Genomic DNA, 25174 nt, shown 5'->3' on the forward strand with positions numbered 1-25174 from the left:
AACCTTTACATTGCATACAGTGGTCTCACAACAAAAACAGAGACCTTCTCACCATGACTACCCCGAAGGCATCACCGCAGCGGCCAGAAGATGAGAATCTGGGCGTTGCCGCCAACCTGGCTTACGGCCTGCAGCATGTGTTGACCATGTATGGCGGCATCGTTGCCGTGCCGCTGATCGTCGGCCAGGCGGCCGGGTTGGCGCCGGCACAGATCGGCCTGCTGATCGCCGCATCTCTGTTTGCCGGTGGCTTGGCGACCCTGTTGCAGACCCTTGGCGTGCCGTTTTTCGGCTGCCAGTTGCCACTGGTGCAGGGCGTGTCGTTCGCGGGCGTGGCAACCATGGTGGCGATTGTCGGCGACGACGGTGCGGCGGGGCTGCCGGCAGTTCTCGGGGCGGTGATGGCCGCGTCATTTATCGGCCTGCTGATCACCCCCGTATTCTCGCGGATCACCCGTTTTTTCCCGCCGCTGGTGACCGGCATCGTGATCACCACCATCGGCCTGACCTTGATGCCCGTGGCTGCGCGCTGGGCCATGGGCGGCAACAGTCATGCGGCGGATTTTGGCAGCGTATCGAATATCGGACTGGCCGCGCTCACGCTGGTATTGGTGCTGCTGCTTAGCAAGATCGGCAGCGCGGCCCTCTCACGGTTGTCGATCCTGCTGGCAATGGTGATCGGTACCGTGATCGCAGTGGTGCTCGGCATGGCGGACTTTTCCGGCGTTACCCAAGGGCCGATGTTCGGTTTTCCCGCCCCCTTGCACTTCGGCATGCCCACTTTCCAGGTGGCCGCGATCATTTCCATGTGCATCGTGGTGATGGTGACGCTGGTGGAAACGTCGGCGGACATCCTGGCGGTGGGTGAGATCATCGACACCCGGGTCGACTCAAAACGCCTGGGTAATGGGTTGCGCGCCGATATGCTGTCAAGCCTGTTCGCGCCGATCTTTGGCTCGTTCACCCAAAGCGCGTTCGCCCAGAATGTCGGGCTGGTGGCCGTCACCGGAGTGAAGAGCCGGTTTGTGGTGGCCACGGGTGGGGCGTTCCTGGTGATTCTTGGCCTGCTGCCGTTCATGGGCCGGGTGATTGCCGCCGTGCCCACGTCGGTGCTGGGCGGCGCGGGCATCGTGTTGTTCGGCACCGTGGCGGCCAGCGGTATTCGCACGTTGTCGAAGGTGGATTACCGCAACAACATGAACCTGATCATCGTCGCCACTTCCATCGGTTTCGGCATGATTCCGATTGCCGCGCCGAGTTTCTACGACCAGTTTCCCGGTTGGTTCGCAACCATTTTCCATTCAGGGATAAGCTCGTCGGCGATCATGGCGATCGTGCTGAACCTGGCGTTCAATCACTTCACCGTCGGCAACTCGGACCAGCAGTCAGTGTTCGTGGCCGGCACCGAGCGCAGGCTGTGCTTTCACGATGTGGCGGCGTTGCGTGATGGCGATTATTTTCGCGGCGGCAAACTGTTTGATGCCGAGGGGAAGGAGGTTCCGTTGTTGGCCGACATTCCAGGGAAAACAGCGAAGCCTGAAGTCACTAAGGTCTGAATGTGAGAGGGGGATTGCCATTGCCCCCCTCGCATCACCTGTTCAACCGGCCTTGAGTTCACCGTGCCGTACCGAACACACCTCATCCAGAAACTTCACCACCGTGCCCATGCACGCCTGGCGTTCTTCTACATGGGGCATGTGGCTGGAGTCTTCAAACAGTGCCCAGCGCACATCGGCGATCTCATCCAGGAACGGCTTGACCACCAGCGGTGTGGCCTCATCGTGCCGTCCGGAGATCACCAGCGTCGGCACGTTGATCGCCGACAGCCGACCGATCACATTCCAGTCCTTCAAGCTGCCGATCACATGGAACTCGGTCGGGCCGCTCATGGCGTGGTACACCGTTGGATCGGCGTCGACCTGGGCGAAGGTGCGTGCCACTTCTTCGGGCCACGGGTTGACCCGGCACACATGCTGGTCATAGAAAATTCGCGAAGCGGCGAGGTATTCCGGGTCCTGATAGGTGCCGGCTGCTTCGTGCTTGAGCAGGGTTTCATCGACGCCTTCGGGCAATAATTTGCGCAGGCGGTTGGCTTCGCTGACCCAGGTGCGCATGCAGGTGGGCGAGTTGGCCGGGATGAAGGCGCGCAGGCCCTTGGGTTGCGCAATGGCGTGTTCGCTGCCGAGCATACCGCCCCAGGATTGCCCGAGGATTGCGTAGTCATTGCTGATTTGCAGGTGGTCCAGCAGGTTGTTCAACTCGTCGAGGAACAGGCCGACGGTCCAGAAGGCGGCGGGTTTGTCGGGCAGGTGGGTGGAGCGGCCGTTGCCCAGCTGGTCGTAGTGGATGACGGCGTGGCCGCTGGCGGCGACGTCCTTGAACGCGTCGACGTAATCATGGGTGCAGCCGGGACCGCCGTGAATGATAACCAGCGGCGTGCGCCCGGTGCTCAGGTCGCCGGTGACGCGGTACCAGGTCTGGTAGGCGCCGAAGGCCGCGTAGCCTTCGCGGATTTTGTCGATGAATTCCATTTCGTACCCTGCTCTGAAAAAAAGGATCAGGGCTACGATAATTGGCCTGGGCGATTCAGGTAACTAGCAAAACAGCTAGGTTTTGCCGAGTTTCAGTCTTCCAGTAGCCGGTAATGGCTGGCACGCACCACCGCCTGCACGCGGTTCCTGGCCCCCAGCTTGTGCATCGCCGAGGCCAGGTGCAGGGTGACCACCGCCAGCGAGCGGCTCAATTGCGCAGCGATTTCGGCGGCGGTCATGCCCTCGGCGGCCCATTTGAGGCACTCGCGTTCGCGTTTGGTCAGGTGAATATGCGGGTAGGTGCGCAGTTCTTTGCTGAACAGCGGGTAGGCCGCTTCCTGCAAGGCGTGGGTAATGAGGCTGAAGTCCGGCAGCGTCTGCCGTGCATCCTGCAGCACCGCGCCGGCCTTGCCGGTGCGCAGGCCGGTCAGCGAAGCGAAGCCGCCGCGCGGCAAGTGGATGGGCACGCTGACGCCGCAGGTCAGTTGCTGGTCGTGCAGGTAGGAGGATACCGGGGCGTGGCAGGGATCGATGATGGTTTGCAGTGCGGTTTCGGCCTTGGCTTCGTAGGACCAGACAAACGGCGACACCGTGCGCAAGGCCAGGTGCTGCACTGGATCGATCTGGTAAAACCCTTCGCCGCACCACAAGGCATGCCAGTCGGGCGGTGTGTTGCGCAGCTCCAGCACCGAGGGAGTGATCAGGCTGCCGTCGTGATCGATCGGCACCGGGGTGTAGTCGTACACCAGCGCATCGAAACCCAATTGCTGAGCAAGAACAAACGTATTGTCCATCTGCTCATCCAGGCTCCTGCCCGGCATCAGACGATTGTTGAAGGCAGTTAGCTTGGCCAGCATCCGTTCTGCTCCCGAATTCATTTGAATCTCGACTTGCGGCAAGTAGAATGCCACGCCCCGGCGAAGGACTGCCAGACCAAACCTATAAGAAATACTAGGTTATGGACACGCGGCATCCTCGGTAGTGTTGGCCTGATCAGCGGCCACTGCCAGCCAGGCCGATACCACACAAGGAATGTACGCATGTGGCGTGAAATTGCCCCCGACCAGCAGTACAACGTGCAAGTCGACGGCCACAACCTCGTGGTCTACAGCTTCGGCGAAGGCGATGAGGTGTTGCTGTGCCTCAACGGCGGCCCGGGCCTGCCATGTGACTACTTGCGCGACGCCCATGGCTGGCTCAAGGACCATAACCTGCGAGTGGTTGCATTCGACCAGCTTGGTACGGGCGCTTCTGCCAGACCCACCGACGTCTCCTTGTGGGAAATCGGCCGTTATGTCGAAGAAGTTGAAACCGTACGCCAAGCCCTGGGCCTGGGCCGCGTGCATCTGCTCGGCCATTCCTGGGGCGGTTGGCTCGGCATCGAATACGCCATTCATTACCCGCACGCGCTGAAAAGCCTGATCCTGGACAATACCGTCGGCGACATCCCGCACCTGTCCCAGGAGCTGCAACGCCTGCGTGGCGCCCTGGGCAGTGAGACTGTGGCGATGATGCAGCGCCACGAAGCCATGGGCACCCTGGACCATCCGCAATACCAGGCCGCAATCACCTTGCTCAACTATCGCCATCTGTGTCGCCTGGACGAGTGGCCGGAGCCGGTCAAACGCTCCCTCGGCGACTGGAACATGGGGCCCTACGAAACCATGCAGGGCCCCAATGAATTCCTCTACATCGGCAACCTCAAGGACTGGAACCGTCTTGAGGAGATGGCCGCGTTCAGCATGCCGATTCTGATCACCACCGGCCAGCACGACGAACTCACGCCGGCCTGCGCACTGCGCATGAAACTCGCGGCCCGGCACGCCGAGTTGCATGTGTTCCCCAACAGCAGCCATATGCCGTTCTACGAAGAACCCCAGGCGTATTTTCCGGTGCTGCTGGACTTTCTCGCGCGTCATCGAGGCTGACGAATGAACCTTGCGCGCTACCGTTTCGTGCTGTCCCGGCCGCTGCAATTGCTGCCGGTGCTGTTTGGCATCAGCCTGATCACCTTTGTGCTGGTGCGCTCGATTCCCGGCGACCCGGCGCGGGCCTTGCTCGGTTCGCGCAGCACGCCGGATGCGTTGCTGAAGATTCGCGCGCAATTCGGCCTCGACCAGCCGCTGTGGCTGCAATATTTCTACTTCCTGAAGAACCTGCTCAAGGGCGACCTTGGCCAGTCGCTGCTGTACAAGGTTGACGCCCTGAAGCTGATCGTGACCCGCATCGAGCCGACCCTGGTGCTGGTGCTCGGCAGCGTGCTGCTGGCGCTGCTGATCGCGGTGCCGCTGGCCACGGTGGCGGCACGCCGCAAAGGTGGCTGGGCAGATAACCTGATCCGCGTGTTCACCACCTTCGGCCTGGGCATGCCGGCGTTCTGGCTGGGCCTGATGCTGATTCTTGTGCTGAGCGTGCAATGGGGCCTGTTCCCGGTGTCCGGTTACGGTCGGACCTGGCTGGACAAGGCCCACCACATGGTGCTGCCATGCCTGACCATTGCCCTGGCGCTCTCGGCGGTGCTGGTGCGCAACCTGCGGGCGAGCATGTTGATGGAGTTGCAGGCCGACCATGTCACTGCCGCCCGTGCCCGTGGGCTGTCGGAAGCGGCGGTGTTTCGTCGGCATGTGCTGCCCAATTCCCTGGTGCCGGCGGTCAACCTGCTGGCGGTGAATATCGGCTGGTTGATCAGCGGCACAGTGGTCATTGAAAGCCTGTTCGCCATTCCCGGTATCGGCCAACTGTTGGTACGCGGCATTTTTACCCGCGACTACATGGTGGTGCAGGGCGTGGCGATGGTGCTGGCGTGTGCGACGGTGCTGGTCAACTTCATCGCGGACATAGTGACCGTGACCCTCGACCCACGGGTGAAGATGCAATGACCAGCCGCCCGATGATTGCGCCATGGCGCCTGCGCCTGCGTCTGGGTTTTCGTAATGGCCGGCTGACCGCTGCGTGGGGGCTGTTGATGCTTCTGGTGTGGCTGGCCCTGGCGCTGTTTGCGCCCTGGATCGCGCCCTATGACCCGATTGCGCAGAACACCGAGTTCAGTCTGCTGGCGCCGAGCCTGGCGCACCCGTTCGGCACCGACAACTATGGGCGCGACATCTTGTCCCGAGTGATCTGGGGCGCGCGGATTGACCTGCAACTGGCCATTATTGGGGTGATCTTTCCGTTCATGATCGGCACCTTCGTCGGCGCGGTGTCCGGTTATATCGGCGGGCGCTTCGACAGCGTGTGCATGCGGGTGATCGACGTGATCCTGGCGTTCCCGTTCCTGGTGCTGATGCTGGCGATCATGGCCATCCTCGGCCCTGGCCTGAAGAGCTTTTATATCGCCATGGCGCTGGTGGGCTGGGTGTCTTACGCGCGGCTGATCCGCTCGCAGATTCTGGTGCTCAAGGAAAGCGAGTTCGCCCTGGCCGCCAAGAGCCTGGGCTTTGGTCATGGGCGCATCCTGTTCCGCCATTTGCTGCCCAACGCGATGTTTGGCTCGATTGTGTTTTCCATGTCGGATGCGGTGCTTGTGCTGCTCAACGGCGCCGCCGTGAGTTACCTGGGCCTGGGTGTGCAGCCACCGACAGCTGAGTGGGGCACCATGGTGGCGGAGGGGCAGGCATTCATCACCACGGCCTGGTGGATCTGCACTTTTCCAGGGCTGGCCATCGTGACTCTGGCCATGGGCTTCAGCCTGCTGGCCGACGGCGTGGCGCAGGTATTGGGGGACCGCACATGAGCCTGCTGCAGGTGCGTGACCTGAGCGTGATCGCCAACAACGCCGGGCGCGATGTCACGCTGGTCGACCGCGTGTCCTTCGACCTGGCCGAAGGCGAAATCCTCGGCTTGGTGGGCGAGAGCGGCTCGGGCAAGACCATGGCCTGTCGTGGCCTGATACGTTTGCTGCCGTCGCCGAACCTGCGGGTGCAGGGCGGCGCCGTGCGGCTGGCCGGCCAGGACTTGCTGGCGCTTGATGAGGCCGGCATGCGTGCGGTACGTGGTGGGCAGTTGGGCATGATCTTCCAGAATCCCAGCAGTCACCTTGACCCGTTGATGCGCATCGGCGAGCAGATCGCCGAAGGCATCCGCCTGCATCAAGGCGCTTCGAAAAAGGAGGCGCGCCAGCAGGCCATCGAGGTGTTGCGCCAAGTGGGCATCCCTGACCCGCAGGCGCGGGTCGATAATTATCCCCATGAGTTTTCCGGTGGCATGCGCCAGCGCGCGATGATCGCCGTGGCCCTGGGCTGCAACCCGCAGGTGCTGATCGCCGACGAGCCGACCACCGCGCTGGACGTGACGGTGCAGGCGCAGATCCTGCGCCTGTTGCTGGAGCTGCGTGACACGCGCGGCCTGTCGATCATCATGATCACCCACGACCTCGGCGTGGTCGCGCAAACCTGTGATTCCATCGTGGTGATGTACGCCGGGCGCCTGTGCGAGCACGGCAGCAAATACGCGGTGCTGGCTAATCCGCAGCATCCCTACACCGCCGGCCTGATCGACTGCCAGCCTGCCCACAGCAGTGGCCACGCCTTGCTGCGCACCATTGCCGGCCAGCCGCCATTGCTGGATGCGCTGCCGCCCGGTTGCCGTTTCAATCCACGCTGCCCGCAGGTGGGCGCGTTGTGCACCGAGGTGCTGCCCGAGGGCGCGCGGGTGGCGTGCCACTATCCGTTGGGAGAACGCCCATGAGCCTGCTGCAGATCAAGGATCTGGAGGTGAAGTTTGCCGCGTCCGGCACGGGCGTGTTCGGCTTGAATAAACAGTGGGTGAGGGCGGTGAACGGGGTGTCGCTGAACCTGGCGGCGGGGCAAACCCTCGGGTTGGTGGGCGAGTCCGGCAGCGGCAAAAGCACCCTCGGCCGCGCGATCCTGCACCTGAGCCCCATCAGTGCCGGTCAGGTGCTGTTCGATGGCATCGACATGGCCCACGGCAGCGCCATCGACATCGCCCGCCTGCGCCATGAAACCGCAATGATCTTCCAGGACCCGTACGCGGCGTTGAACCCGCGCCACACCATCGGCGAAACCATTGCCGAAGTGTTGCGGGTGCAGCGCAAAGTTGCGCCGCAGCAGATCCCGGCGCGCGTGAATCAATTGCTCGATCTGGTCGGCCTGCGCCCCGAGTTGGCGTCGCGCAAGCCTGGCGCCCTCAGTGGCGGGCAGTGCCAGCGCGTCGGCATCGCCCGTGCGCTGGCGGTGGAGCCGCGCCTGATCATCGCCGATGAATGCGTGGCGGCGCTGGATGTGTCGATCCAGGGCCAGATCATCAACCTGCTGCTGGAACTGCAAGAACGCATGAACCTGGCGATTCTGTTTATCGCCCACGACCTCGCCATCGTGCGCCGCCTGTGCGACCGCGTGGCAGTGATGTACCTGGGCAAGATCGTCGAAGAGGGGCCGGTGGAAGCTGTGTTCACCGCGCCCCGTCATCCGTACACGGCGGCGCTGATCCAGGCGATCCCGGAGATCGATCCTCACCGGCCGTTACCTGCCGAGCCGCTGCCGGGCGAGCCGCCAAGCCCGCTGAACCTGCCCGAAGGCTGCGCGTTTCACCCGCGTTGCCGGCATGCGCGGACCATGTGTTCCGTGGTGTTGCCGCCTACCCATTTCCTGCACGAGCATCGGTACAGTTGCGTGCTTGAAGAACCTTTGCTTTGACCCCCCTGCCATTCATAGACAAGGAGTTATGACATGCCATCACGCCACTTGAAGTTGCTTGCCGCCGCCACATTGACCGCCTGGTCCCTCACCGCCGGGCTGGTCCAGGCCGCCGGGGTGCTGACCATCGGCTGTCGCGAGGACAGCACCACGTTCGACCCGATCAAGAGCGCGCAGAACCGTGACACCTGGGTGTTCGCCAACGTCTACGACACCCTGGTGCGCGTGGATAACCAGGGCACCAAAATGGAACCTGGCCTGGCCGAAAGCTGGGAGATTTCCAAGGACGGCCTGACCTACACCTTCAAGTTGCGTGATGCGAAATTCTCCGACGGCTCGATAATCACCGCCGCCGATGCGGCTTTCAGCCTGCTGCGCATCCGTGACAACAAAGCCTCGCTGTGGGCTGACCCGTTCAACCTGATCAACACTGCCAAGGCCGCCGACGCGAAGACCCTGGTTGTCACCTTGAAGACCCCGGCCGTGGCCTTCCTCTCGCAACTGGCGTCGCCAACCGTCTCGATCCTGTCGGAAAAAGCCATGACCGAAATGGGCGAAGACGCCTACTCGGAAAACCCGGTGACCTCCGGTGCGTTCACGGTGGATGAATGGCGCAAGGGCGACCGTGTGATCCTGAAAAAGAACCCGAACTTCTGGCAGGCCAAAAACGTCAGCCTCGATGGCGTGGAATGGGTGTCGGTGACCGATGACAACACGCGCATGCGCATGGTGCAGAACAACGAGTTGGATACGGCGATCTTCGTCCCGTTTTCACGGGTTGAAGAGCTGAAGAAAGACAAGAACGTCGTAATCCACGCCGACCCATCCACCCGTGAGGATCACTTGTTGATCAACCACGCCCACGGCCTGCTGGCCAAACAGCAAGTACGTGAAGCGCTGGACATGGCCATCGACAAACAATCGCTGGTGAAGGCCGCCACCTACGGTCAGGGCACTGTGGCCTATTCCTACATTCCGAAAGGTTCGCTGTACCACTACGCCGACAACCTGCAACGCCCGTACGACCCGACCGCCGCGAAAAAGCTGCTGGAAGCGGCCGGTGCCAAGGACTTGAAGCTCAACTATGTGGTCAACGCCGGCAACGAAGCCGACGAGCAGATTGCGGTGATCATCAAGGACCAGTTGGCCAAGGTCGGCGTCACCGCCAACCTGCAGAAGGTCGACCCGACCCAGAGCTGGCAGATGCTGGTGGACGGTGAGTACGATATTTCGGTGATGTACTGGACCAACGACATCCTCGACCCGGACCAGAAGACCACCTTCGTGCTGGGCCACGACACCAACCAGAACTACATGACCCGCTACAAGAACGACAAGGTCAGGGAGTTGGTGGCCGCCGCGCGGATCGAAGCTGACCCGGTCAAGCGCGAACAGATGTATGTGGAGTTGCAGAAGTTGGCCAAGCAGGACGTGAACTGGATCGACCTGTACTACAGCCCGTACATCAATATCTCGCGCAAGAATGTGAGCAACTTCCTGCAGAACCCGCTGGGCCGCTTCACCCTCGAAGAAGTGGTGAAGAACTGACCTTGCAAACCCGATGTAACAGGGTACCTGTGGCGAGCGGGCAAGCCCTAATGCCGTTCAGTTAAGGAAAATGTATGGGCTTATTGTGGCGAGCGGGCTTGCCCCGCGTTGGGGTGCGAAGCGCCCCCAATCCAGCAAACCGCGGTGTGCCTGATACGGCTCAGCGCCTGGTTTTGGGGCTGCTGCGCAGCCCAACGCAGGACAAGCCTGCTCGCCACAAAGCCCCTCCCAAACTGGATTACTGCGCGTCGAATGCCTGCCCGCTCACCCCGGCACTGTCCGGACCCATCAGGTACAGATACACCGGCATGATGTCTTCCGGTGCCGGCCTGTCCATCGGGTTTTCCCCCGGGTACGCCTGGGCACGCATGCTGGTGCGGGTGCCGCCCGGGTTGATGCTGTTGGCGCGCACCGCCGCCACGTCTTCCAGCTCATCGGCCAGGGTTTGCATCAAGCCTTCGGTGGCGAACTTCGATACCCCATAGGCGCCCCAATGGGCCCGGCCCTTGCGCCCGACGCTGCTGGAGGTGAACACCACCGACGCGTCCTGGGACAGCTTGAGCAGTGGCAACATGGCGCGAGTCAGCATGAACATCGCGTTGACGTTCACCTGCATCACCTGCATGAACTGCTCGCCGGACAATTGCTCGAGCGGCGTGCGCGGGCCGATGATGGACGCGTTGTGCAACAGGCCGTCGAGGCGGCCGAAGGCTTTTTCGATCATCACGGCCAGCTCATCGTACTGATGGGGCAGGGCGGTCTCCAGGTTGAGCGGGATCACCACCGGTTGTGGCTGGCCGGCGGCCTCGATGTGGTCATACACCTCGCCCAGGTTGGCTTCGGTCTTGCCCAGCAACAGGACGGTGGCGCCATGGGCGGCATAGGTTTTCGCCGCCGCAGCGCCAATCCCGCGACCGGCACCGGTCACCAGAATCACCCGGCCTTTGAGCAGTTCCGGGCGTGCGGAGTAATCAAACATAAACAACCTCGACGTTGAAAAACACTGACGATCCCTTGTGGGAGGGGATGTTCATGGGATAACAAGGCCTTGCAACGCTCAGCAACTGCACAGTGCGTTATCCAGCACCTTGCGCAGCTCCAGCGGGTGGTCCACCACCACATCCGCGCCCCAGTGACGCGGGTTGTCGTCCGGGTGGATATAGCCATAGGTGACTGCGGCCGTACGCGTGCCGGCATCACGGCCGGATTCGATGTCGCGCAGGTCATCGCCCACGAACAGCACGCTGGCCGGGTCGAGGTCGAGCATCTTGCACGCAAGGATCAGCGGCTCCGGGTCCGGCTTGCTGTTTTTCACGTGGTCAGGGCAGATCAGCAAGGCCGAGCGCTCGGCCAGGCCCAGTTGCTGCATGATCGGCTCGGCGAAGCGCAGCGGCTTGTTGGTGACCACGCCCCAGATCAGCTTGGACTTCTCGATGTCCTGCAGCAGTTGCTCCATGCCATCGAACAATGTGCTGTGGATGGCGCAGCCTTTGAGGTAGCGTTCGAGGAATTCCTGGCGCAGGTCTTCAAAGCCTGGTGACTCCGGGTCCATGGAGAAGGTCACCGCGACCATCGCCCGTGCGCCGCCGGAAATTTCATCGCGCACATGGTCGGGGTTGATCGGCGCCAGGCCGCGGTCGGCGCGCATGGCCTGGCAGATGGCGATAAAGTCCGGCGCGGTGTCCAGCAGGGTACCGTCCATATCGAAGAGAACTGCTCGCAGCTTCACAGGCTCACTCCTCGCGCAGGGTCTGCATCATGTAGTTGACGTCAACATCGTTGGCCAGCTTGTAGTGCTTGGTCAGCGGGTTGTAGGTCAGGCCGATGATGTCCTTGACGGTCAGGCCGGCCTGGCGGCTCCAGGCACCCAGCTCGCTCGGGCGGATGAATTTCTTGAAATCATGGGTGCCGCGCGGCAGCAGCTTCATGATGTATTCGGCGCCGATGATCGCGAACAGGTAGGCCTTGGGGTTGCGGTTGATGGTGGAGAAGAACACCTGGCCGCCGGGCTTGACCATGCGGAAACAGGCGCGGATCACCGAAGACGGGTCCGGCACGTGCTCCAGCATTTCAAGGCAGGTGACCACGTCGAATTGCTCGGGCATCTCTTCGGCCAGGGCTTCGGCGGTGATCTGGCGGTATTCGACGCTCACGCCCGATTCCAGCTGGTGCAGTTGGGCCACGGCCAGCGGCGCCTCGCCCATGTCGATGCCGGTCACGGTGGCGCCGCGCAGGGCCATGGCTTCACTGAGGATGCCGCCGCCGCAGCCCACGTCCAGCACCTTCTTGCCGGCCAGGTTGACGCGTTCATCAATCCAGTTGACCCGCAGCGGATTGATATCGTGCAGGGGTTTGAATTCGCTCTCGCGGTCCCACCAGCGATGGGCCAGGGCTTCGAATTTGGCGATTTCGGCGTGGTCGACGTTGCTCATGGTCAATCCTCTGAATCTGATAATCGGTGTGTCGGTGCTGAACGTGTGGTCCGGCCCCTTCGTTATTCGTTATGCCCGCTGATGCGTTGGCCCCAGGCGATGGCCCTGGCGGTCAACTGTCGTTCATCCATGCGGGTCAGTCGCCGGTCGTCGAGCAACTGCTTGCCGGCGACCCACAGGTGTTTCACGCACTCGCGCCCGGTGGCATAGATAAGTTGTGAGACCGGATCATAGATCGGTTGTTGCGCCAGGCCTGAAAGATCGAAGGCGACCATGTCGGCGGCCTTGCCCACTTCCAGCGAGCCGATCTGGTTTTCCAGGCCCATGGCCCGCGCGCCGTTGAGGGTGGCCATGCGCAAGGCGCGGTGGGCATCCAGCGCGGTGGCCGAGCCAGCTACAGCCTTGGCCAGCAGCGCGGCGGTGCGGGTTTCGCCGAGCAGGTCGAGGTCATTATTACTGGCGGCGCCGTCGGTACCGATGGCCACATTGACCCCGGCCTGCCACAGGCGCTCCACCGGACAAAAGCCGCTGGCCAGTTTCAGGTTGGATTCGGGGCAGTGGATGAGGCTGGTGTTGCTTTCAACCAGCAAGGCCAGGTCGTCCTCGCTGATCTGCGTCATGTGTACGGCCTGGAAGCGCGGGCCGAGCAAACCGAGGCGGCCCAGGCGCGCCAGGGGGCGCTCGCCGGTCTGCTCGACGGCCTGCTGCACCTCCGACGCCGTTTCATGCACATGCATCTGGATCGCGGCGTCCAGCTCTTCGGCGATGACCCGGACCTTTTCCAGGTTGGCGTCGCACACCGTGTAGGGGGCGTGCGGGCCGAAGGCGATCTTGATGCGCGGGTGGTGCTTGAGGTCGCCGAACAGTTCGATGCCCTGGCGGATCGCCTCATCGGCGGTGCTGGCGCCGGGGATCGGGAAGTCGAGGATCGGGATCGCGATCTGCGCGCGCATGCCGCTGTTGTGTACGCAGTCGCTGGCGACCTTGGGGTGGAAGTACATGTCGGCAAAGCAGGTGATGCCGCCCATGAGTTGCTCGGCGATGGCCAGGTCGGTGCCGTCGCGTACGAAGGCCTCGTCGACCCACTTGGCTTCGGCGGGCCAGATGTGTTTTTCCAGCCAGGTCATCAGCGGCAGGTCGTCGGCGAGGCCGCGAAACAGGCTCATCGCCGCGTGCCCGTGGGCGTTGATCAGGCCCGGGCTGAGCAGCATGCCCGGCAGCTCGCGTACTTCGTTGGCCGAAAGCTTCAGCGCGGCCGCCCGTGGCCCGATAAACGCAATGCAGCCATCGCGAATGCCCAGTGCGTGCTCCTTGAGCACCACGCCGGCGGGTTCGACAGGTACCAGCCAGGTCGGCAGCAGCAATAAGTCGAGCGGGGCGGCGGTAGCGGTCATCGCAGGCTTGTTCCCTGGCAGCTATAAAAGAAGGGCGAAGTATACCCGAGCGTCCTGGCTGGCGGATCGCTATAATCGGCGGCTTTTGTTCATGAGTGCGGGGTTAGGCATGCGCGACCGACTGTTGGCTGCAGAGAAAGTGAAGGCCATCGAGTGGCGTGATGGCGCACTGTTCCTGCTCGATCAGCGTATCTTGCCGGCCCGGCAAAGCTGGGTGGTCTGCTCGACGGTAGAGGAAGTGGCCACGGCCATTCGCGCAAGGGTGGTGCGTGGGGCGTCCGCCATCGGCATCAGCGCCGCCTACGGCCTGGTGCTGGCCGCCCGCACGCGTATCGCCGAAGGCGGTGACTGGCAGGCGGCGTGGGAGGAAGACTACGCGCTGCTGGCCGAAACCCGTCCGACTACCGCCAACCTGTTCTGGGCGCTCAAGCGCATGCGTGACCGCCTGGACCGCCTCAAGCAGCACGCCGAGCCCCTGGCCGCGCTGGAAGCTGAAGCGATCACGATCCATGAGAGCGACCGTGAAGCCAATGTCGTCATGGCCCAATTGGGCATGGAGCGGATTCGCAAGCATCAGGGCAACCTCCAGGCGATCCTCACCCACGGCAACGCAGGCGCCCTGGCGACGGGCGGCGTCGGCACTGCACTGGGGGTCATTCGCGCGGCCTTCCTGGAGGGCCTGGTCGAGCAGGTGTATGCCAACGAGACCCGGCCCTGGCTGCAGGGCTCGCGACTGACCGCCTGGGAGCTGGCAGGCGATGGGGTGCCGGTCACGGTGAATGCCGATTCTGCCGGCGCGCATATCCTCAAGACCAAAGGCGTGACCTGGGTGGTGGTCGGCGCCGACTGTATTGCGGCCAATGGTGATGTGATCGGCACTATCGGCACTTATCAGTTGGCCGTGTGCGCCATGCACCATGGCGTGCGCTTCATGGTGGTGGCGCCGAGTTCGACGGTCGACTTGATGATGGCCACCGGTGAAGACGTGACGCTGGAACAGCGCGATGTGGAGGAGTTGCTGGAGATTGGCGGTCAGCGCCTGGAAGTGCAGGCGTTGAATCCGGCGTTCGATGTGACGCCCGCCGACCTGATTGATGTGATCGTCACTGAGAAAGGCGTGGTAGAGCGACCCGATACCGCCAAGCTGGCCAGGTTAATGTGCCGCAAGCGCCTGCACTGAGGTTCAAGCGCCTTCGATGTAACCCTTGATTCGCTATATGTACTGCCATGTGAACGACGTCATTTTGCAGAGTTGAGCCTCTATCGCTTCTGCAATCGGCGCTCGTGCGTCGGATTTCATGGCAGAGCGACCATCTTCAGGGGATCTCTACATGGTTTCTGTGACCTCATCATCCACGGCCAGTCCCGACCTGGTCGGCGGGCTTGCACCTGTCAGTCAGGCATCGTTGCTCAAGAATCTGCAGGACGTCGCGGTCCTGGCTCAGCGCTTTCTGGGTTATCAACCCGATGCGGCGCAGGTCAGCAAAGACGTCTTCCGGCAGGCGCTCGAGCAGCAATTCAAGGGCATTGACCTGGACCCTGACCAGATATTCATCCACGCAGACGCTGCCGGGGCATCAGTGCGGTCTTTGACATCGGTGATGCAGGACATGCTGGCCAGCGGACGGGTCACTGTCGATCCGCCACTACACGGATTTTTTCGCAGTTCCAGTGCGGGGGGCGGTGCACGACGCGTGGACATGACTGCGCAAGCCTTCGTGCAAGTGGTGCTGCGTCACGCACAGTTGCTTTTCGGGCATTACGAACGGGCCTTGACGCGCTTTTGGAACAGCCCGGGGCCATTTACCGGCAATTTAATTGCACGCGATGCGATGCTCCACTTTCGCCGCAATCAATTGGCGGCAGAGGCCAACCTGCGCCGGGCTGACAATGTGATAGATCCGACACAAGGGATCGGTGAACAAGGGCTTGCGCTGGTGCTGGGTGTGATCGGTGCGGCAGTCGCCGCCCCGGTGGTGCCAGTTCTGTACCGTTTGAGCGTGACCGTCAAGGATCGCGATGTGGGACTTGCCGGAGCCTTCGCGATAGCGCCGGAGGGTGGTTTGGGCAGCGTTCAGCCCGTGCTGCTCTATACGCCGCAGCGAGGTCTTGAAGCGTTCTCGGGCTATTCGGCGTTGCTCGATGCGCTGGGTTTGCGCGGTGCGAACGGTGACTGCGATGAAATTTTGCTTAACGTGCCTGTCGCCGACCGTGAGGCGGTGGCGCAGTTGCTCAAGGCAGGGCGCGGGCGATGGGTGACTGCTCAGTTACTTGCTGATGCTGGTGGATCTTTGCTGGGCCGGGTGCTGGACGAGCAACTGGTGTTGCAGAGGGCTAACCTCTACAGCGCATTTTTACCGTTCAGGGCGGGGGTTCTCGACCGCGTGCCCGAGGTCCTGGCGCTTGCCGGCGGATTGCCTGCCGACCTCGTTGCCCGGCCTCTGCGTGCCGATACTCTGCCGGTTGTGCCGCCTGCGGACCTGGCTCTGGGTGATCAGCAGATTTACCTCATGGAAAAACTCGACGCGCTCAATGCGTTGACCGCCAACCTGCTCAGGGCAATGCCTGAATTCAACGGGTTTTTCCAGCGGCGGCTGGCGCTGATGTTCCCCTCGCTCAATACGCCGATCGATCCCGACGGTATTTACCTCACCCATTACCGTGTCGATGAGACCGGGCGCAAGCAATTGGTGTCGTCCAAGGCATTGGGCTCGGTGCTGCTGGCATTGCTGGCGTCCACTGAGCCAGGCAATGAGCAGGATGGCGCACCACTTGACTGGGCGTTTTTCCGCGAGGCCCTCACGCTGAACGAAGAGTGGCAGCTGCCGCACGTCGGTTCTGTGAATGACCTGGCGCACGCCGTGAAAAAAACGTTCGCCGGCGAGGTCCAGGTATTCTGGAGCTCGATACAGGCAGGCCAAGGTCCGCAGCGTGAGTTACTGGTTCGACTGCGCAAGAGCGTCATGGCCACCTTGGCGGCGTTGGGCAGTGTGGATGGTACGTTGCAGGCTTCCAGCCGTGCGGCCATTGACAGTGTGCTGCGCTACCCGACCAGGGCGGCGCGCGCGTTGGCGTTTCCCGCCGAGCCTTGTCCCCAGGTTTACAGGTTGTCCATGGCAGACGGTACGCCATTGGCCGGCGTGTTTGTCGTAGGCCCCGACAGCGTGAGCGATGCCACGGGTTCCTGGGTGCTTTACACCCAGGGTGAGGGGTTCGAGGTGTTTTCCCGTCTGGCCGAACTACTTGCTGCATTGACGGCGCGGCTTGACGCAGGCGCCCAGCCCGGGCGTTTACTGGCCGCAAGCCTGCCCAGTGCTGTCGTGGAGCAGCAAGCAGGCATGTGGGCTGGGCAGCGTGAACTGACAGTGCACGCGGTCAGCGATGATTTTGTGTTCGAGGGGGTGAGTGAGTTGCTGGCCAAGCAACAGCGAGATCTGTCTGCCGTGCTTGGCAGTGACAAAGCATTGGACGCCCAGGCACTGGCGCAGGCGATAGACCTGGCGGCGCAACTGGACGTTGCCCATGCGTTCATGGCGCGTAACCGGCAGTTGGAGCGTTTGAACACACATGACTGGATTAATGCGTTGAGCGCTGTGGACCGCGGGCAGTTGCAGGCGCTTGAAGAAATTGCCCAAGAGAAGAATCAACTGTTGGGGTCGCTGCTTGAGGCCATTCCCACCCTCGGCAGTTATACGAAGGACAAGCTGCGTGGCAAATTGCGTGAGTTTCTGGACGATAAACGCTTGTACAGCGTTTCGCAGGCCGATATTGATCCAGACACCGTCAACGTTGTTAAAAGTGAGTGGGTCAGAATCAATTACGTGCCGGCTCCGGGGCTGACGCCTGTTCAGGAAAGAACCAGAACCGTCGTGTACAGCCTGACCGAGCTGGCCCTGAAAAACCTCACCCCTTGGGAGAAGTCGCTCTCATGGGTTTCAAGGGACAGCCTCGACGCCACGCTGACTTACGCGGATGGTCGGCAAGTGATCGACAGTGAGGGGCAGGCCGTCAAGCTTACGCGGGAAGTGCTGGAGCAATGGGTCAAGGCGCTGGATATCGGCCAACGTTACAAAAAAGACGTTTTCCAGCCGGCATTCGATCTGTCGGACAGCCCGGGGCAGGCCCGCCATTTAAGGGAAGTCTGGTTGGAGGCCCAGGCGGCAACGCTGAAGTACGAAGCGCAGCAGGCGGCGTTGAGTCCTATTGCGTACAGGACGCCGTCGACCAGCGATGCTGGCAAGAAACGCGGCGCGCAATGGCTGTCAGCCGTACTGGACACACCGGACCCAGCCCGCAGGGCAAAGGTGGATGGCGACACGGTCGGCGTCAGCCACCTGGCGTTGGGCAAGTTGGGCGTGCCGCCTCTGGAGGGTGGCAGTCAGTTGGTGCAGGGTGTTTTCATCGTTGGGGTGCAGGGGCGGGCGGAGATGGTTCTTTATGCGTCAGGTGCGCCCGATGGACGTGATATTCGCGAGATTCTCAATCAGGCTCAGTTGCGCAAGCTATTGGTGAAGCCGCAATGGCAACAGTATCTCGGGAAACAACTGGCGACCAATGATCCTCTGGTCATCAAGCGCGTGCTGCCGTTGCCCCAGCGGATGGTCATACGGCTGGTGCCCTGCGAAACGCCGATACTGCCGGAAATGTACCGCTTGATGGTCGCCCGCATGAGTCTGCACGTAGAGCGAGGCGCGGTAAGCAACGCGCAACTGAACCGTCGCTCCACGATCAACAAAGTGCTGTTTGGCATTGAGGTGGCGGGGCATTTGCTGGACATGATGCCGTGGGCTGAGCACTGGTTGTCTCGCACGCTGACGCGATGGGCGCGCCTGTCCAAAACAGCCGTGCGAACCTTTAGTACGCGGGGGCAAAATATCCCTGGCTTGATCGTGCGCGATGGCGCTGTCGGCAGGATACTGACAGTGGAAATGGCGTCCGGTGCCGCACCTAAAGGTACCGCATTGGGAGTCAAACCATTGGCTACTCAGGTTTTGAAATCCCGGCAAGTCACCACCGCCTCTGAATTTGCCCTGCACGTCTCTCCTTCAACAAGGGTCAGCTCATTTATTCCTCCGGCATGGGAAGTTTCGGCGGTGCCGGCACTTGAAGCCAAGACGTTGATCAGGGGGCTTGAGCCCAATAGTCGTGGAATCTACCGTACCTCCGCCGGGGAGTACCTGATACGCCCTGAAAGTGCGCAGGGACATTCACGGGTTTACAGAATCAAGGGCGATTTCAAGCTCTATGGGCGCGAGGATCTCGTCGTCCAGGTCGTTGACGCGCGCAGCGGTATTGAAGTTGGGGCGTTGGTGCGTGGCTATCGTGGCGGTTGGAAGCCGCAAGCGCTCAAAGGTGGGGGAGGGGCCAGTTCGTCATTGAGTGGCTTGCCCGATTATGAATTTCTCCAAACCCCGGCGTTCCATCGCCGGGAGCACCAGTTGGCGATGCTTTCGTCGTTTGAAAGGCGTTTCTACCAGCAGTGGTTCAATCGGGACAAATCTCGCTTCTTCAAGCGCCTGGCACTGCCGCCCAGGCCAACGCCGGTTTTGATCGACAGTAATACGACAGTGGATGAGTTGATTGAGAAAGTGCTCAAGCAGTCAAATGGCCTCGTGCTGGGGGAGGCGCACAATGAGTTGGCCAGCAAGCTGTTTCTCAAGGAGAAAATGCAGGTATTGAAAGACCATGGAGTTCGCACGATTTACGTCGAGGGACTCAATGCAGCAGACACGCCCTTGAGGCGCGTACGGGCTGCAAGCAAAGAACCGGTTCATCAGGTGATGGAGGCTGCGCAGGCACTCGATCTCAAGGTTCGAGGTCTGGACGACGATCTCTTGACCTACCACCTGAATCCAAAAAAGGGCACTGGAATCGTGGATCTTTCCAAGCGACTCAAGGAGATGAACTATTTTGCGTTCAGGCAAATCGAGCGGCATCACCCCAAAGATGGCGGGAAGTGGGTGGCGCTGGTGGGCGCGGCCCATATGAATACGACGGAGGGAGTCGCCGGTCTGGCCGAGTTGACGGGGACGCTCGGTGTGCGGATTCGCACTGTCGGCCCTGATTGGCCGGTCGGCATCACGATTCCCAAGGCAAGAGGGGCGGACGGCAGATTGTCTGATATTCGGCTTAATTTCGCGTCGGGCATGCCCTGAGCGACGCGTGGGGGTACGTGACGTTCGGTCCTTGAAGTACGACGACGGGTAGCGGCTATTTTATCGGCTGGAATGTCGATTTATCGCCGGTGAATATGCCTGGCCTTCGCGTCTGAGCCCCTGTCGTCCCCCTCAAGCCTGTCATCCGTCAAATTACTAGCCTCCATGCGCATCAGGGGGATAGGTGCGTGGCGGCGATTGTGATAACATCCGGCGGTTTCCAGGGCCGCCCAAAGGGGTTGCCTGTAACGTGCAGATCCGTGTCATAACTCGTTGATTTGTCGTAAGTCGTTGCCAGGCACCCTGCCGGCAGCGGCGAGCTTCGTTCATCCCGAATGGATGTGACGAGGTTTCACCCGAAAAAGGAATCAGGCTTCTCATGGGCGAACTGGCCAAAGAAATCCTCCCGGTCAATATCGAAGACGAGCTGAAACAGTCCTACCTCGACTACGCAATGAGCGTAATCGTGGGTCGGGCACTGCCTGATGCGCGCGATGGCTTGAAGCCCGTGCACCGGCGTGTGCTGTTCGCGATGAGCGAGCTGGGTAACGACTGGAACAAGCCGTACAAGAAATCTGCCCGTGTTGTCGGTGACGTGATCGGTAAGTATCACCCTCACGGCGACACCGCGGTGTACGACACCATCGTTCGAATGGCCCAGCCATTTTCCCTGCGCTACCTGCTGGTAGACGGCCAGGGCAACTTCGGTTCGGTCGACGGCGACAACGCCGCGGCCATGCGATACACCGAAGTGCGCATGACCAAGCTGGCGCACGAGCTGCTGGCCGACCTGCACAAGGAAACCGTGGACTGGGTGCCGAACTACGACGGCACCGAAATGATCCCGGCCGTCATGCCCACCCGTATTCCCAACCTGTTGGTCAATGGCTCCAGCGGTATCGCCGTGGGCATGGCCACCAACATCCCGCCGCACAACCTCGGTGAAGTCATCGACGGTTGCCTGGCCCTCATCGACAATCCCGAGCTGACCGTCGATGAGCTGATGCAATACATCCCCGGTCCGGACTTCCCGACCGCCGCGATCATCAACGGTCGCGCCGGCATCATCGAAGCCTACCGCACCGGCCGCGGCCGCATTTACATGCGCGCCCGCTCGATCATCGAAGACATCGACAAGGTCGGTGGTCGCCAGCAGATCGTCATCACCGAGCTGCCTTACCAGCTGAACAAGGCGCGTCTGATCGAGAAGATCGCCGAGCTGGTTAAAGAGAAGAAGCTGGAAGGCATCACCGAGCTGCGCGACGAGTCCGACAAAGACGGCATGCGCGTGGTGATCGAGCTGCGTCGTGGCGAAGTGCCCGAGGTGATCCTCAACAACCTCTATGCCCAGACTCAGCTGCAAAGCGTGTTTGGTATCAACGTGGTTGCACTGATCGACGGCCGCCCACGCATCCTTAACCTCAAGGACCTGCTGGAAGCCTTCGTGCGCCACCGCCGCGAAGTGGTCACCCGCCGTACCGTGTTCGAACTGCGCAAGGCCCGCGAGCGCGGTCACATCCTGGAAGGCCAGGCGGTTGCGCTGTCGAACATCGACCCGGTGATCGCGCTGATCAAGGCTTCGCCGACGCCGTCGGAAGCCAAGGAAGCGCTGATCAAGATGCCGTGGGAATCCAGCGCCGTTGTGGCGATGGTTGAACGCGCTGGCGCCGACTCCTGCCGTCCCGAGACCCTCGACCCGCAATACGGTCTGCGTGACGGCAAGTACTTCCTGTCGCCGGAGCAGGCCCAGGCCATCCTCGAGTTGCGCCTGCACCGCCTCACCGGCCTCGAGCACGAGAAGCTGCTGGCCGAGTACCAGGAGATCCTCAACCAGATCGGCGAGCTGATCCGCATCCTCAACAGCGCCGTGCGCCTGATGGAAGTGATCCGCGAAGAGCTGGAAGTGATCCGCGCCGAATACGGCGATGTGCGCCGCACCGAAATCCTCGATGCCCGCCTCGACCTGACCCTGGGCGACATGATTCCGGAAGAAGACCGCGTGGTGACCATCTCCCACGGCGGCTATGCCAAGACCCAGCCGCTGGCGGCTTACCAGGCCCAGCGTCGTGGCGGTAAAGGCAAATCGGCTACTGGCGTGAAGGATGAGGACTACATCGCTCACCTGCTGGTCGCCAACAGCCACACCACGCTGCTGCTGTTCTCCAGCAAGGGCAAGGTGTACTGGCTCAAAACCTACGAAATCCCGGAAGCCTCCCGCGCTGCCCGTGGTCGTCCGCTGGTCAACCTGCTGCCGCTGGACAGTGATGAATACATCACCACCATGTTGCCGGTCGACGACTATACCGAAGGTCACTTCATTTTCATGGCGACCGCCAAAGGCACCGTCAAGAAGACCCCGCTGGAATCCTTCAGCCGTCAGCGCAGCGTCGGCCTGATCGCCCTGGAGCTGGATGAAGGTGACGTACTGATCTCCGCTGCCATTACTGATGGCGCGCGTGAAGTGATGCTGTTCTCCGATGGCGGCAAGGTGACGCGCTTCAAGGAATCCGACGTGCGTGCCATGGGCCGTACCGCCCGTGGTGTGCGTGGCATGCGTCTGCCGGAAGGGCAGAAGCTGATTTCGATGCTGATCCCGGAAGAAGGTAGCCAGATCCTCACCGCATCCGCGCGTGGTTACGGCAAGCGCACGGCCATCAGCGAGTTCCCCGAGTACAAGCGTGGCGGCCAGGGCGTGATCGCCATGGTCAGCAACGACCGCAACGGCCGTCTGGTTGGCGCGGTGCAGGTGCTCGACGGCGAGGAAATCATGCTGATTTCCGACCAGGGCACACTGGTGCGGACTCGTGTGGCCGAAGTCTCGAGCCTGGGCCGTAACACCCAGGGCGTAACCTTGATCAAGCTGGCCAAGGACGAGAAGCTGGTAGGTCTTGAGCGCGTGCAGGAACCGTCGGAAATTGAAGGCGAAGAGCTGGAAGGAGAAGAGTTTGACGGTGAGGTGATCGCAACCGGCGATGACAACATCGACGAGCCAACCCTTGATGCTGCCGCAGACGAAGAAGAACCGCAGGAATAAGCGGACATACAGGGGGCGGATGAAGATTCGCCCCCTTGTTGTTTGTGTCCCCTTTGAAATACATGTCCTTGGTCTGGCTTCGATCCCTGTGGGAGCTGGCTTGCCTGCGATAGCATCACCTCGGTATCACTGCAGCTACCGCGGTGCCTGTATCGCAGGCAAGCCAGCTCCCACAAGGGCTCGCTCCAGCTCAAGGCCGTTGCCGAACATGATTGCAGCCCCAACCAGATCAGAGTGAGATTGGATGTGAGCAAGAGAGCCTATAACTTCTGTGCCGGTCCCGCGGCGCTTCCTGAAGCAGTCCTGCAACGCGCGCAGGGTGAACTCCTCGACTGGCATGGAAAAGGCCTCTCCGTGATGGAAATGAGCCATCGCAGCGATGAGTTCGTCTCCATCGCCACCAAGGCCGAGCAGGACCTGCGCGACCTGCTGAACATCCCTTCAAACTACAAGGTGCTGTTCCTGCAGGGCGGCGCCAGCCAGCAGTTTGCCCAGATCCCGCTGAACCTGCTGCCCGAGGGCGGTACGGCCGACTACATCGACACCGGTATCTGGGGGCAGAAGGCCATTGAAGAGGCCTCCCGCTACGGCAACGTGAATGTGGCCGGCACCGCCAAGCCCTACGATTACTTCGCCATTCCAGGTCAGAACGAATGGAAATTGTCGAAAGACGCGGCCTACGTGCATTACGTGGCCAACGAAACCATCGGTGGCCTGCAGTTCGACTGGGTGCCTGACGTGGGCGACGTCCCGCTGGTGTGCGACATGTCCTCGGACATTCTTTCGCGTCCGATCGATGTATCGCGCTACGGTATGATCTACGCCGGTGCGCAGAAGAACATCGGCCCGAGCGGCATCCTGGTCAACATCATCCGCGAAGACCTGCTGGGCCGCGCCCGTGCCCTGTGCCCGACCATGCTCAACTACAAGGTCGCGGCCGACAACGGCTCAATGTACAACACGCCGCCGGCGTTCGCCTGGTACCTCTCGGGGCTGGTGTTCGAATGGCTCAAAGAGCAGGGCGGTGTCGCCGCCATGGGCAAGCTCAACGAAGAGAAAAAGCGCGTCCTGTACGACTTCATCGACGCCAGCGGCCTGTACAGCAACCCGATCAACCTCAGCAACCGCTCGTGGATGAACGTGCCGTTCCGCCTGGCTGACGACCGCCTGGACAAACCATTCCTGGCCGGTGCCGACGCACGCGGGCTGCTGAACCTCAAGGGCCACCGCTCGGTGGGTGGCATGCGCGCCTCCATCTACAACGCTGTCGACATCCACGCGATCAACGCGCTGGTTGCCTACATGGCAGAGTTCGAAAAGGAACACGGCTAATGTCTGAGCAAGAACTCAAGGCCCTGCGGGTCCGCATCGACAGCCTGGACGAAAAAGTCCTGGAACTGATCAGTGAGCGCGCGCGTTGCGCCCAGGAAGTGGCTCGGGTGAAGATGGCGAACCTGGCCGAAGGCGAGGTGCCGGTGTTCTATCGGCCCGAGCGTGAAGCGGCGGTGCTCAAGCGTGTGATGGAGCGCAACAGGGGCCCACTGGGCAACGAGGAGATGGCGCGGTTGTTCCGCGAAATCATGTCTTCGTGCCTGGCCCTCGAGCAGCCGCTGAAAGTGGCTTACCTCGGCCCCGAAGGCACCTTTACCCAGGCGGCGGCCATGAAACACTTCGGCCACGCCGTGATCAGCAAGCCGATGGCGGTCATCGACGAAGTGTTTCGTGAAGTGGCGGCCGGCGCGGTGAACTTTGGCGTGGTACCGGTGGAAAACTCCACCGAAGGCGCGGTCAACCACACCCTCGACAGCTTCCTTGAGCACGACATGGTGATCTGCGGTGAAGTCGAGCTGCGCATCCACCATCACCTGCTGGTGGGCGAAAACACCAAGACCGACAGCATCAGCCGTATCTACTCTCACGCCCAGTCCCTGGCCCAGTGCCGCAAGTGGCTGGACGCCCATTACCCGAATGTCGAGCGCGTGGCGGTGTCCAGCAACGCCGAGGCGGCCAAGCGGGTCAAGGGTGAGTGGAATTCGGCGGCGATTGCCGGTGACATGGCGGCAGGCCTGTACGGGCTGACGCGCCTGGCCGAAAAGATCGAAGACCGCCCGGACAACTCCACGCGGTTCCTGATGATCGGCAGTCAGGAAGTACCGCCGACCGGCGACGACAAGACCTCGATCATCGTGTCCATGAGCAACAAGCCAGGCGCCCTGCATGAACTGCTGGTGCCGTTCCACGACAACGGGATTGACCTGACGCGCATCGAGACGCGTCCTTCGCGCAGCGGTAAATGGACCTACGTGTTCTTTATCGACTTCATCGGCCACCACCGCGACCCACTGGTCAAGGGCGTGCTCGAGCAGATCAGTCAGGAAGCCGTGGCACTCAAGGTGCTCGGCTCTTACCCGAAAGCGGTTTTGTGA

The 25174-nt window shown here is 61.8% G+C and carries 18 protein-coding genes; 12 read left to right on the top strand and 6 right to left on the bottom strand.

From position 1 onward, the window contains the following. The first annotated feature begins 53 nt into the window (after positions 1–53). Entirely contained in the window at positions 54–1556 is a 1503-nt protein-coding gene (locus H045_RS04510; protein WP_015371552.1) for a nucleobase:cation symporter-2 family protein, read from the top strand. Between the two features lie 42 nt (positions 1557–1598). Here H045_RS04510 and H045_RS04515 read toward each other — a convergent pair whose 3' ends face one another. Both H045_RS04515 and H045_RS04520 read right to left on the bottom strand, forming a co-directional pair. Then, positions 1599–2531: a proline iminopeptidase-family hydrolase gene (locus H045_RS04515; RefSeq protein ID WP_003235313.1), complete on the bottom strand. Its 933-nt coding sequence runs from the start codon at positions 2529–2531 to the stop codon at positions 1599–1601. Positions 2532–2623: 92 nt separating this feature from the next. Next, a complete protein-coding gene (locus tag H045_RS04520) occupies positions 2624–3388 on the bottom strand; it encodes a LuxR family transcriptional regulator (protein WP_003235316.1) in 765 nt (254 codons plus the stop codon). Positions 3389–3571: 183 nt separating this feature from the next. On the opposite strand from H045_RS04520, the gene H045_RS04525 reads away from it, so the two are divergent. Genes H045_RS04525 through H045_RS04550 form a run of 6 tightly spaced genes read left to right on the top strand, consistent with a single transcriptional unit; the run spans position 3572 to position 9733 of the window. After that, entirely contained in the window at positions 3572–4459 is an 888-nt protein-coding gene (locus tag H045_RS04525; protein WP_015371553.1) for a proline iminopeptidase-family hydrolase, read from the top strand. 3 nt (positions 4460–4462) lie between these two features. After that, positions 4463–5410 carry an ABC transporter permease gene (locus tag H045_RS04530; protein ID WP_015371554.1) on the top strand — a complete coding sequence of 316 codons (948 nt, stop codon included), beginning with the start codon at positions 4463–4465 and terminating at the stop codon, positions 5408–5410. Continuing rightward, complete coding sequence (locus H045_RS04535) at positions 5407–6264, top strand: ABC transporter permease (protein ID WP_003235322.1); 858 nt, start codon at positions 5407–5409, stop codon at positions 6262–6264. Before H045_RS04530 ends, H045_RS04535 begins: the two co-directional genes overlap by 4 nt. Continuing rightward, entirely contained in the window at positions 6261–7217 is a 957-nt protein-coding gene (locus tag H045_RS04540; protein ID WP_015371555.1) for an ABC transporter ATP-binding protein, read from the top strand. The genes H045_RS04535 and H045_RS04540 overlap by 4 nt, the downstream gene beginning before the upstream one ends. Next, positions 7214–8185 (top strand): ABC transporter ATP-binding protein, encoded by a 972-nt coding sequence (locus H045_RS04545; protein WP_015371556.1) that lies wholly within the window; start codon positions 7214–7216, stop codon positions 8183–8185. The genes H045_RS04540 and H045_RS04545 overlap by 4 nt, the downstream gene beginning before the upstream one ends. Before the next feature lie 33 nt (positions 8186–8218). Next, positions 8219–9733, top strand: coding sequence for an ABC transporter substrate-binding protein (locus tag H045_RS04550; protein ID WP_015371557.1), 1515 nt, complete (start codon positions 8219–8221; stop codon positions 9731–9733). A gap of 238 nt (positions 9734–9971) precedes the next feature. Here the strand turns inward: H045_RS04550 and H045_RS04555 are convergent, their stop codons facing one another. The 4 genes from H045_RS04555 to H045_RS04570 form a co-directional block, all read right to left on the bottom strand. Further along, entirely contained in the window at positions 9972–10712 is a 741-nt protein-coding gene (locus tag H045_RS04555) for a YciK family oxidoreductase (RefSeq protein ID WP_015371558.1), read from the bottom strand. A gap of 78 nt (positions 10713–10790) precedes the next feature. Then, positions 10791–11462 carry an N-acetylmuramic acid 6-phosphate phosphatase MupP gene (mupP, locus tag H045_RS04560; protein WP_003235332.1) on the bottom strand — a complete coding sequence of 224 codons (672 nt, stop codon included), beginning with the start codon at positions 11460–11462 and terminating at the stop codon, positions 10791–10793. Between the two features lie 4 nt (positions 11463–11466). Continuing rightward, positions 11467–12165, bottom strand: coding sequence for a bifunctional 2-polyprenyl-6-hydroxyphenol methylase/3-demethylubiquinol 3-O-methyltransferase UbiG (ubiG, locus tag H045_RS04565; protein ID WP_003235334.1), 699 nt, complete (start codon positions 12163–12165; stop codon positions 11467–11469). A 62-nt stretch (positions 12166–12227) separates the two neighbouring features. Next, a complete protein-coding gene (locus tag H045_RS04570) occupies positions 12228–13559 on the bottom strand; it encodes a TRZ/ATZ family hydrolase (protein ID WP_015371559.1) in 1332 nt (443 codons plus the stop codon). Between the two features lie 109 nt (positions 13560–13668). Here H045_RS04570 and mtnA point away from each other — a divergent pair, with 109 nt between their 5' ends. The 5 genes from mtnA (at position 13669) to pheA (ending at position 25174) form a co-directional block, all read left to right on the top strand. Further along, entirely contained in the window at positions 13669–14739 is a 1071-nt protein-coding gene (gene mtnA / locus H045_RS04575) for an S-methyl-5-thioribose-1-phosphate isomerase (protein WP_015371560.1), read from the top strand. A gap of 151 nt (positions 14740–14890) precedes the next feature. Beyond that, the gene (locus tag H045_RS04580; protein ID WP_015371561.1) at positions 14891–19714 is read left to right on the top strand and encodes a membrane-targeted effector domain-containing toxin; all 4824 of its coding nucleotides are present in this window, start codon (positions 14891–14893) and stop codon (positions 19712–19714) included. Between the two features lie 379 nt (positions 19715–20093). Then, complete coding sequence (gene gyrA, locus H045_RS04585) at positions 20094–22748, top strand: DNA gyrase subunit A (RefSeq protein ID WP_003235343.1); 2655 nt, start codon at positions 20094–20096, stop codon at positions 22746–22748. A 246-nt stretch (positions 22749–22994) separates the two neighbouring features. Further along, positions 22995–24080, top strand: a complete 1086-nt coding sequence (serC, locus tag H045_RS04590) for a 3-phosphoserine/phosphohydroxythreonine transaminase (protein WP_015371562.1) — start codon at positions 22995–22997, stop codon at positions 24078–24080. Further along, positions 24080–25174 (top strand): prephenate dehydratase, encoded by a 1095-nt coding sequence (gene pheA / locus H045_RS04595; RefSeq protein ID WP_015371563.1) that lies wholly within the window; start codon positions 24080–24082, stop codon positions 25172–25174. Before serC ends, pheA begins: the two co-directional genes overlap by 1 nt.

Source organism: Pseudomonas poae RE*1-1-14 (genome assembly GCF_000336465.1).
Lineage (GTDB): Bacteria > Pseudomonadota > Gammaproteobacteria > Pseudomonadales > Pseudomonadaceae > Aquipseudomonas > Aquipseudomonas poae.

Coding starts and splice junctions, on each gene's coding strand:
- H045_RS04510 (WP_015371552.1), top strand. CDS start 54: ATGACTACCCCGAAGGCATCACCGCAGCGGCCAGAAGATGAGAATCTG.
- H045_RS04515 (WP_003235313.1), bottom strand. CDS start 2,531: ATGGAATTCATCGACAAAATCCGCGAAGGCTACGCGGCCTTCGGCGCC.
- H045_RS04520 (WP_003235316.1), bottom strand. CDS start 3,388: ATGCTGGCCAAGCTAACTGCCTTCAACAATCGTCTGATGCCGGGCAGG.
- H045_RS04525 (WP_015371553.1), top strand. CDS start 3,572: ATGTGGCGTGAAATTGCCCCCGACCAGCAGTACAACGTGCAAGTCGAC.
- H045_RS04530 (WP_015371554.1), top strand. CDS start 4,463: ATGAACCTTGCGCGCTACCGTTTCGTGCTGTCCCGGCCGCTGCAATTG.
- H045_RS04535 (WP_003235322.1), top strand. CDS start 5,407: ATGACCAGCCGCCCGATGATTGCGCCATGGCGCCTGCGCCTGCGTCTG.
- H045_RS04540 (WP_015371555.1), top strand. CDS start 6,261: ATGAGCCTGCTGCAGGTGCGTGACCTGAGCGTGATCGCCAACAACGCC.
- H045_RS04545 (WP_015371556.1), top strand. CDS start 7,214: ATGAGCCTGCTGCAGATCAAGGATCTGGAGGTGAAGTTTGCCGCGTCC.
- H045_RS04550 (WP_015371557.1), top strand. CDS start 8,219: ATGCCATCACGCCACTTGAAGTTGCTTGCCGCCGCCACATTGACCGCC.
- H045_RS04555 (WP_015371558.1), bottom strand. CDS start 10,712: ATGTTTGATTACTCCGCACGCCCGGAACTGCTCAAAGGCCGGGTGATT.
- ubiG (WP_003235334.1), bottom strand. CDS start 12,165: ATGAGCAACGTCGACCACGCCGAAATCGCCAAATTCGAAGCCCTGGCC.
- H045_RS04570 (WP_015371559.1), bottom strand. CDS start 13,559: ATGACCGCTACCGCCGCCCCGCTCGACTTATTGCTGCTGCCGACCTGG.
- mtnA (WP_015371560.1), top strand. CDS start 13,669: ATGCGCGACCGACTGTTGGCTGCAGAGAAAGTGAAGGCCATCGAGTGG.
- H045_RS04580 (WP_015371561.1), top strand. CDS start 14,891: ATGGTTTCTGTGACCTCATCATCCACGGCCAGTCCCGACCTGGTCGGC.
- gyrA (WP_003235343.1), top strand. CDS start 20,094: ATGGGCGAACTGGCCAAAGAAATCCTCCCGGTCAATATCGAAGACGAG.
- pheA (WP_015371563.1), top strand. CDS start 24,080: ATGTCTGAGCAAGAACTCAAGGCCCTGCGGGTCCGCATCGACAGCCTG.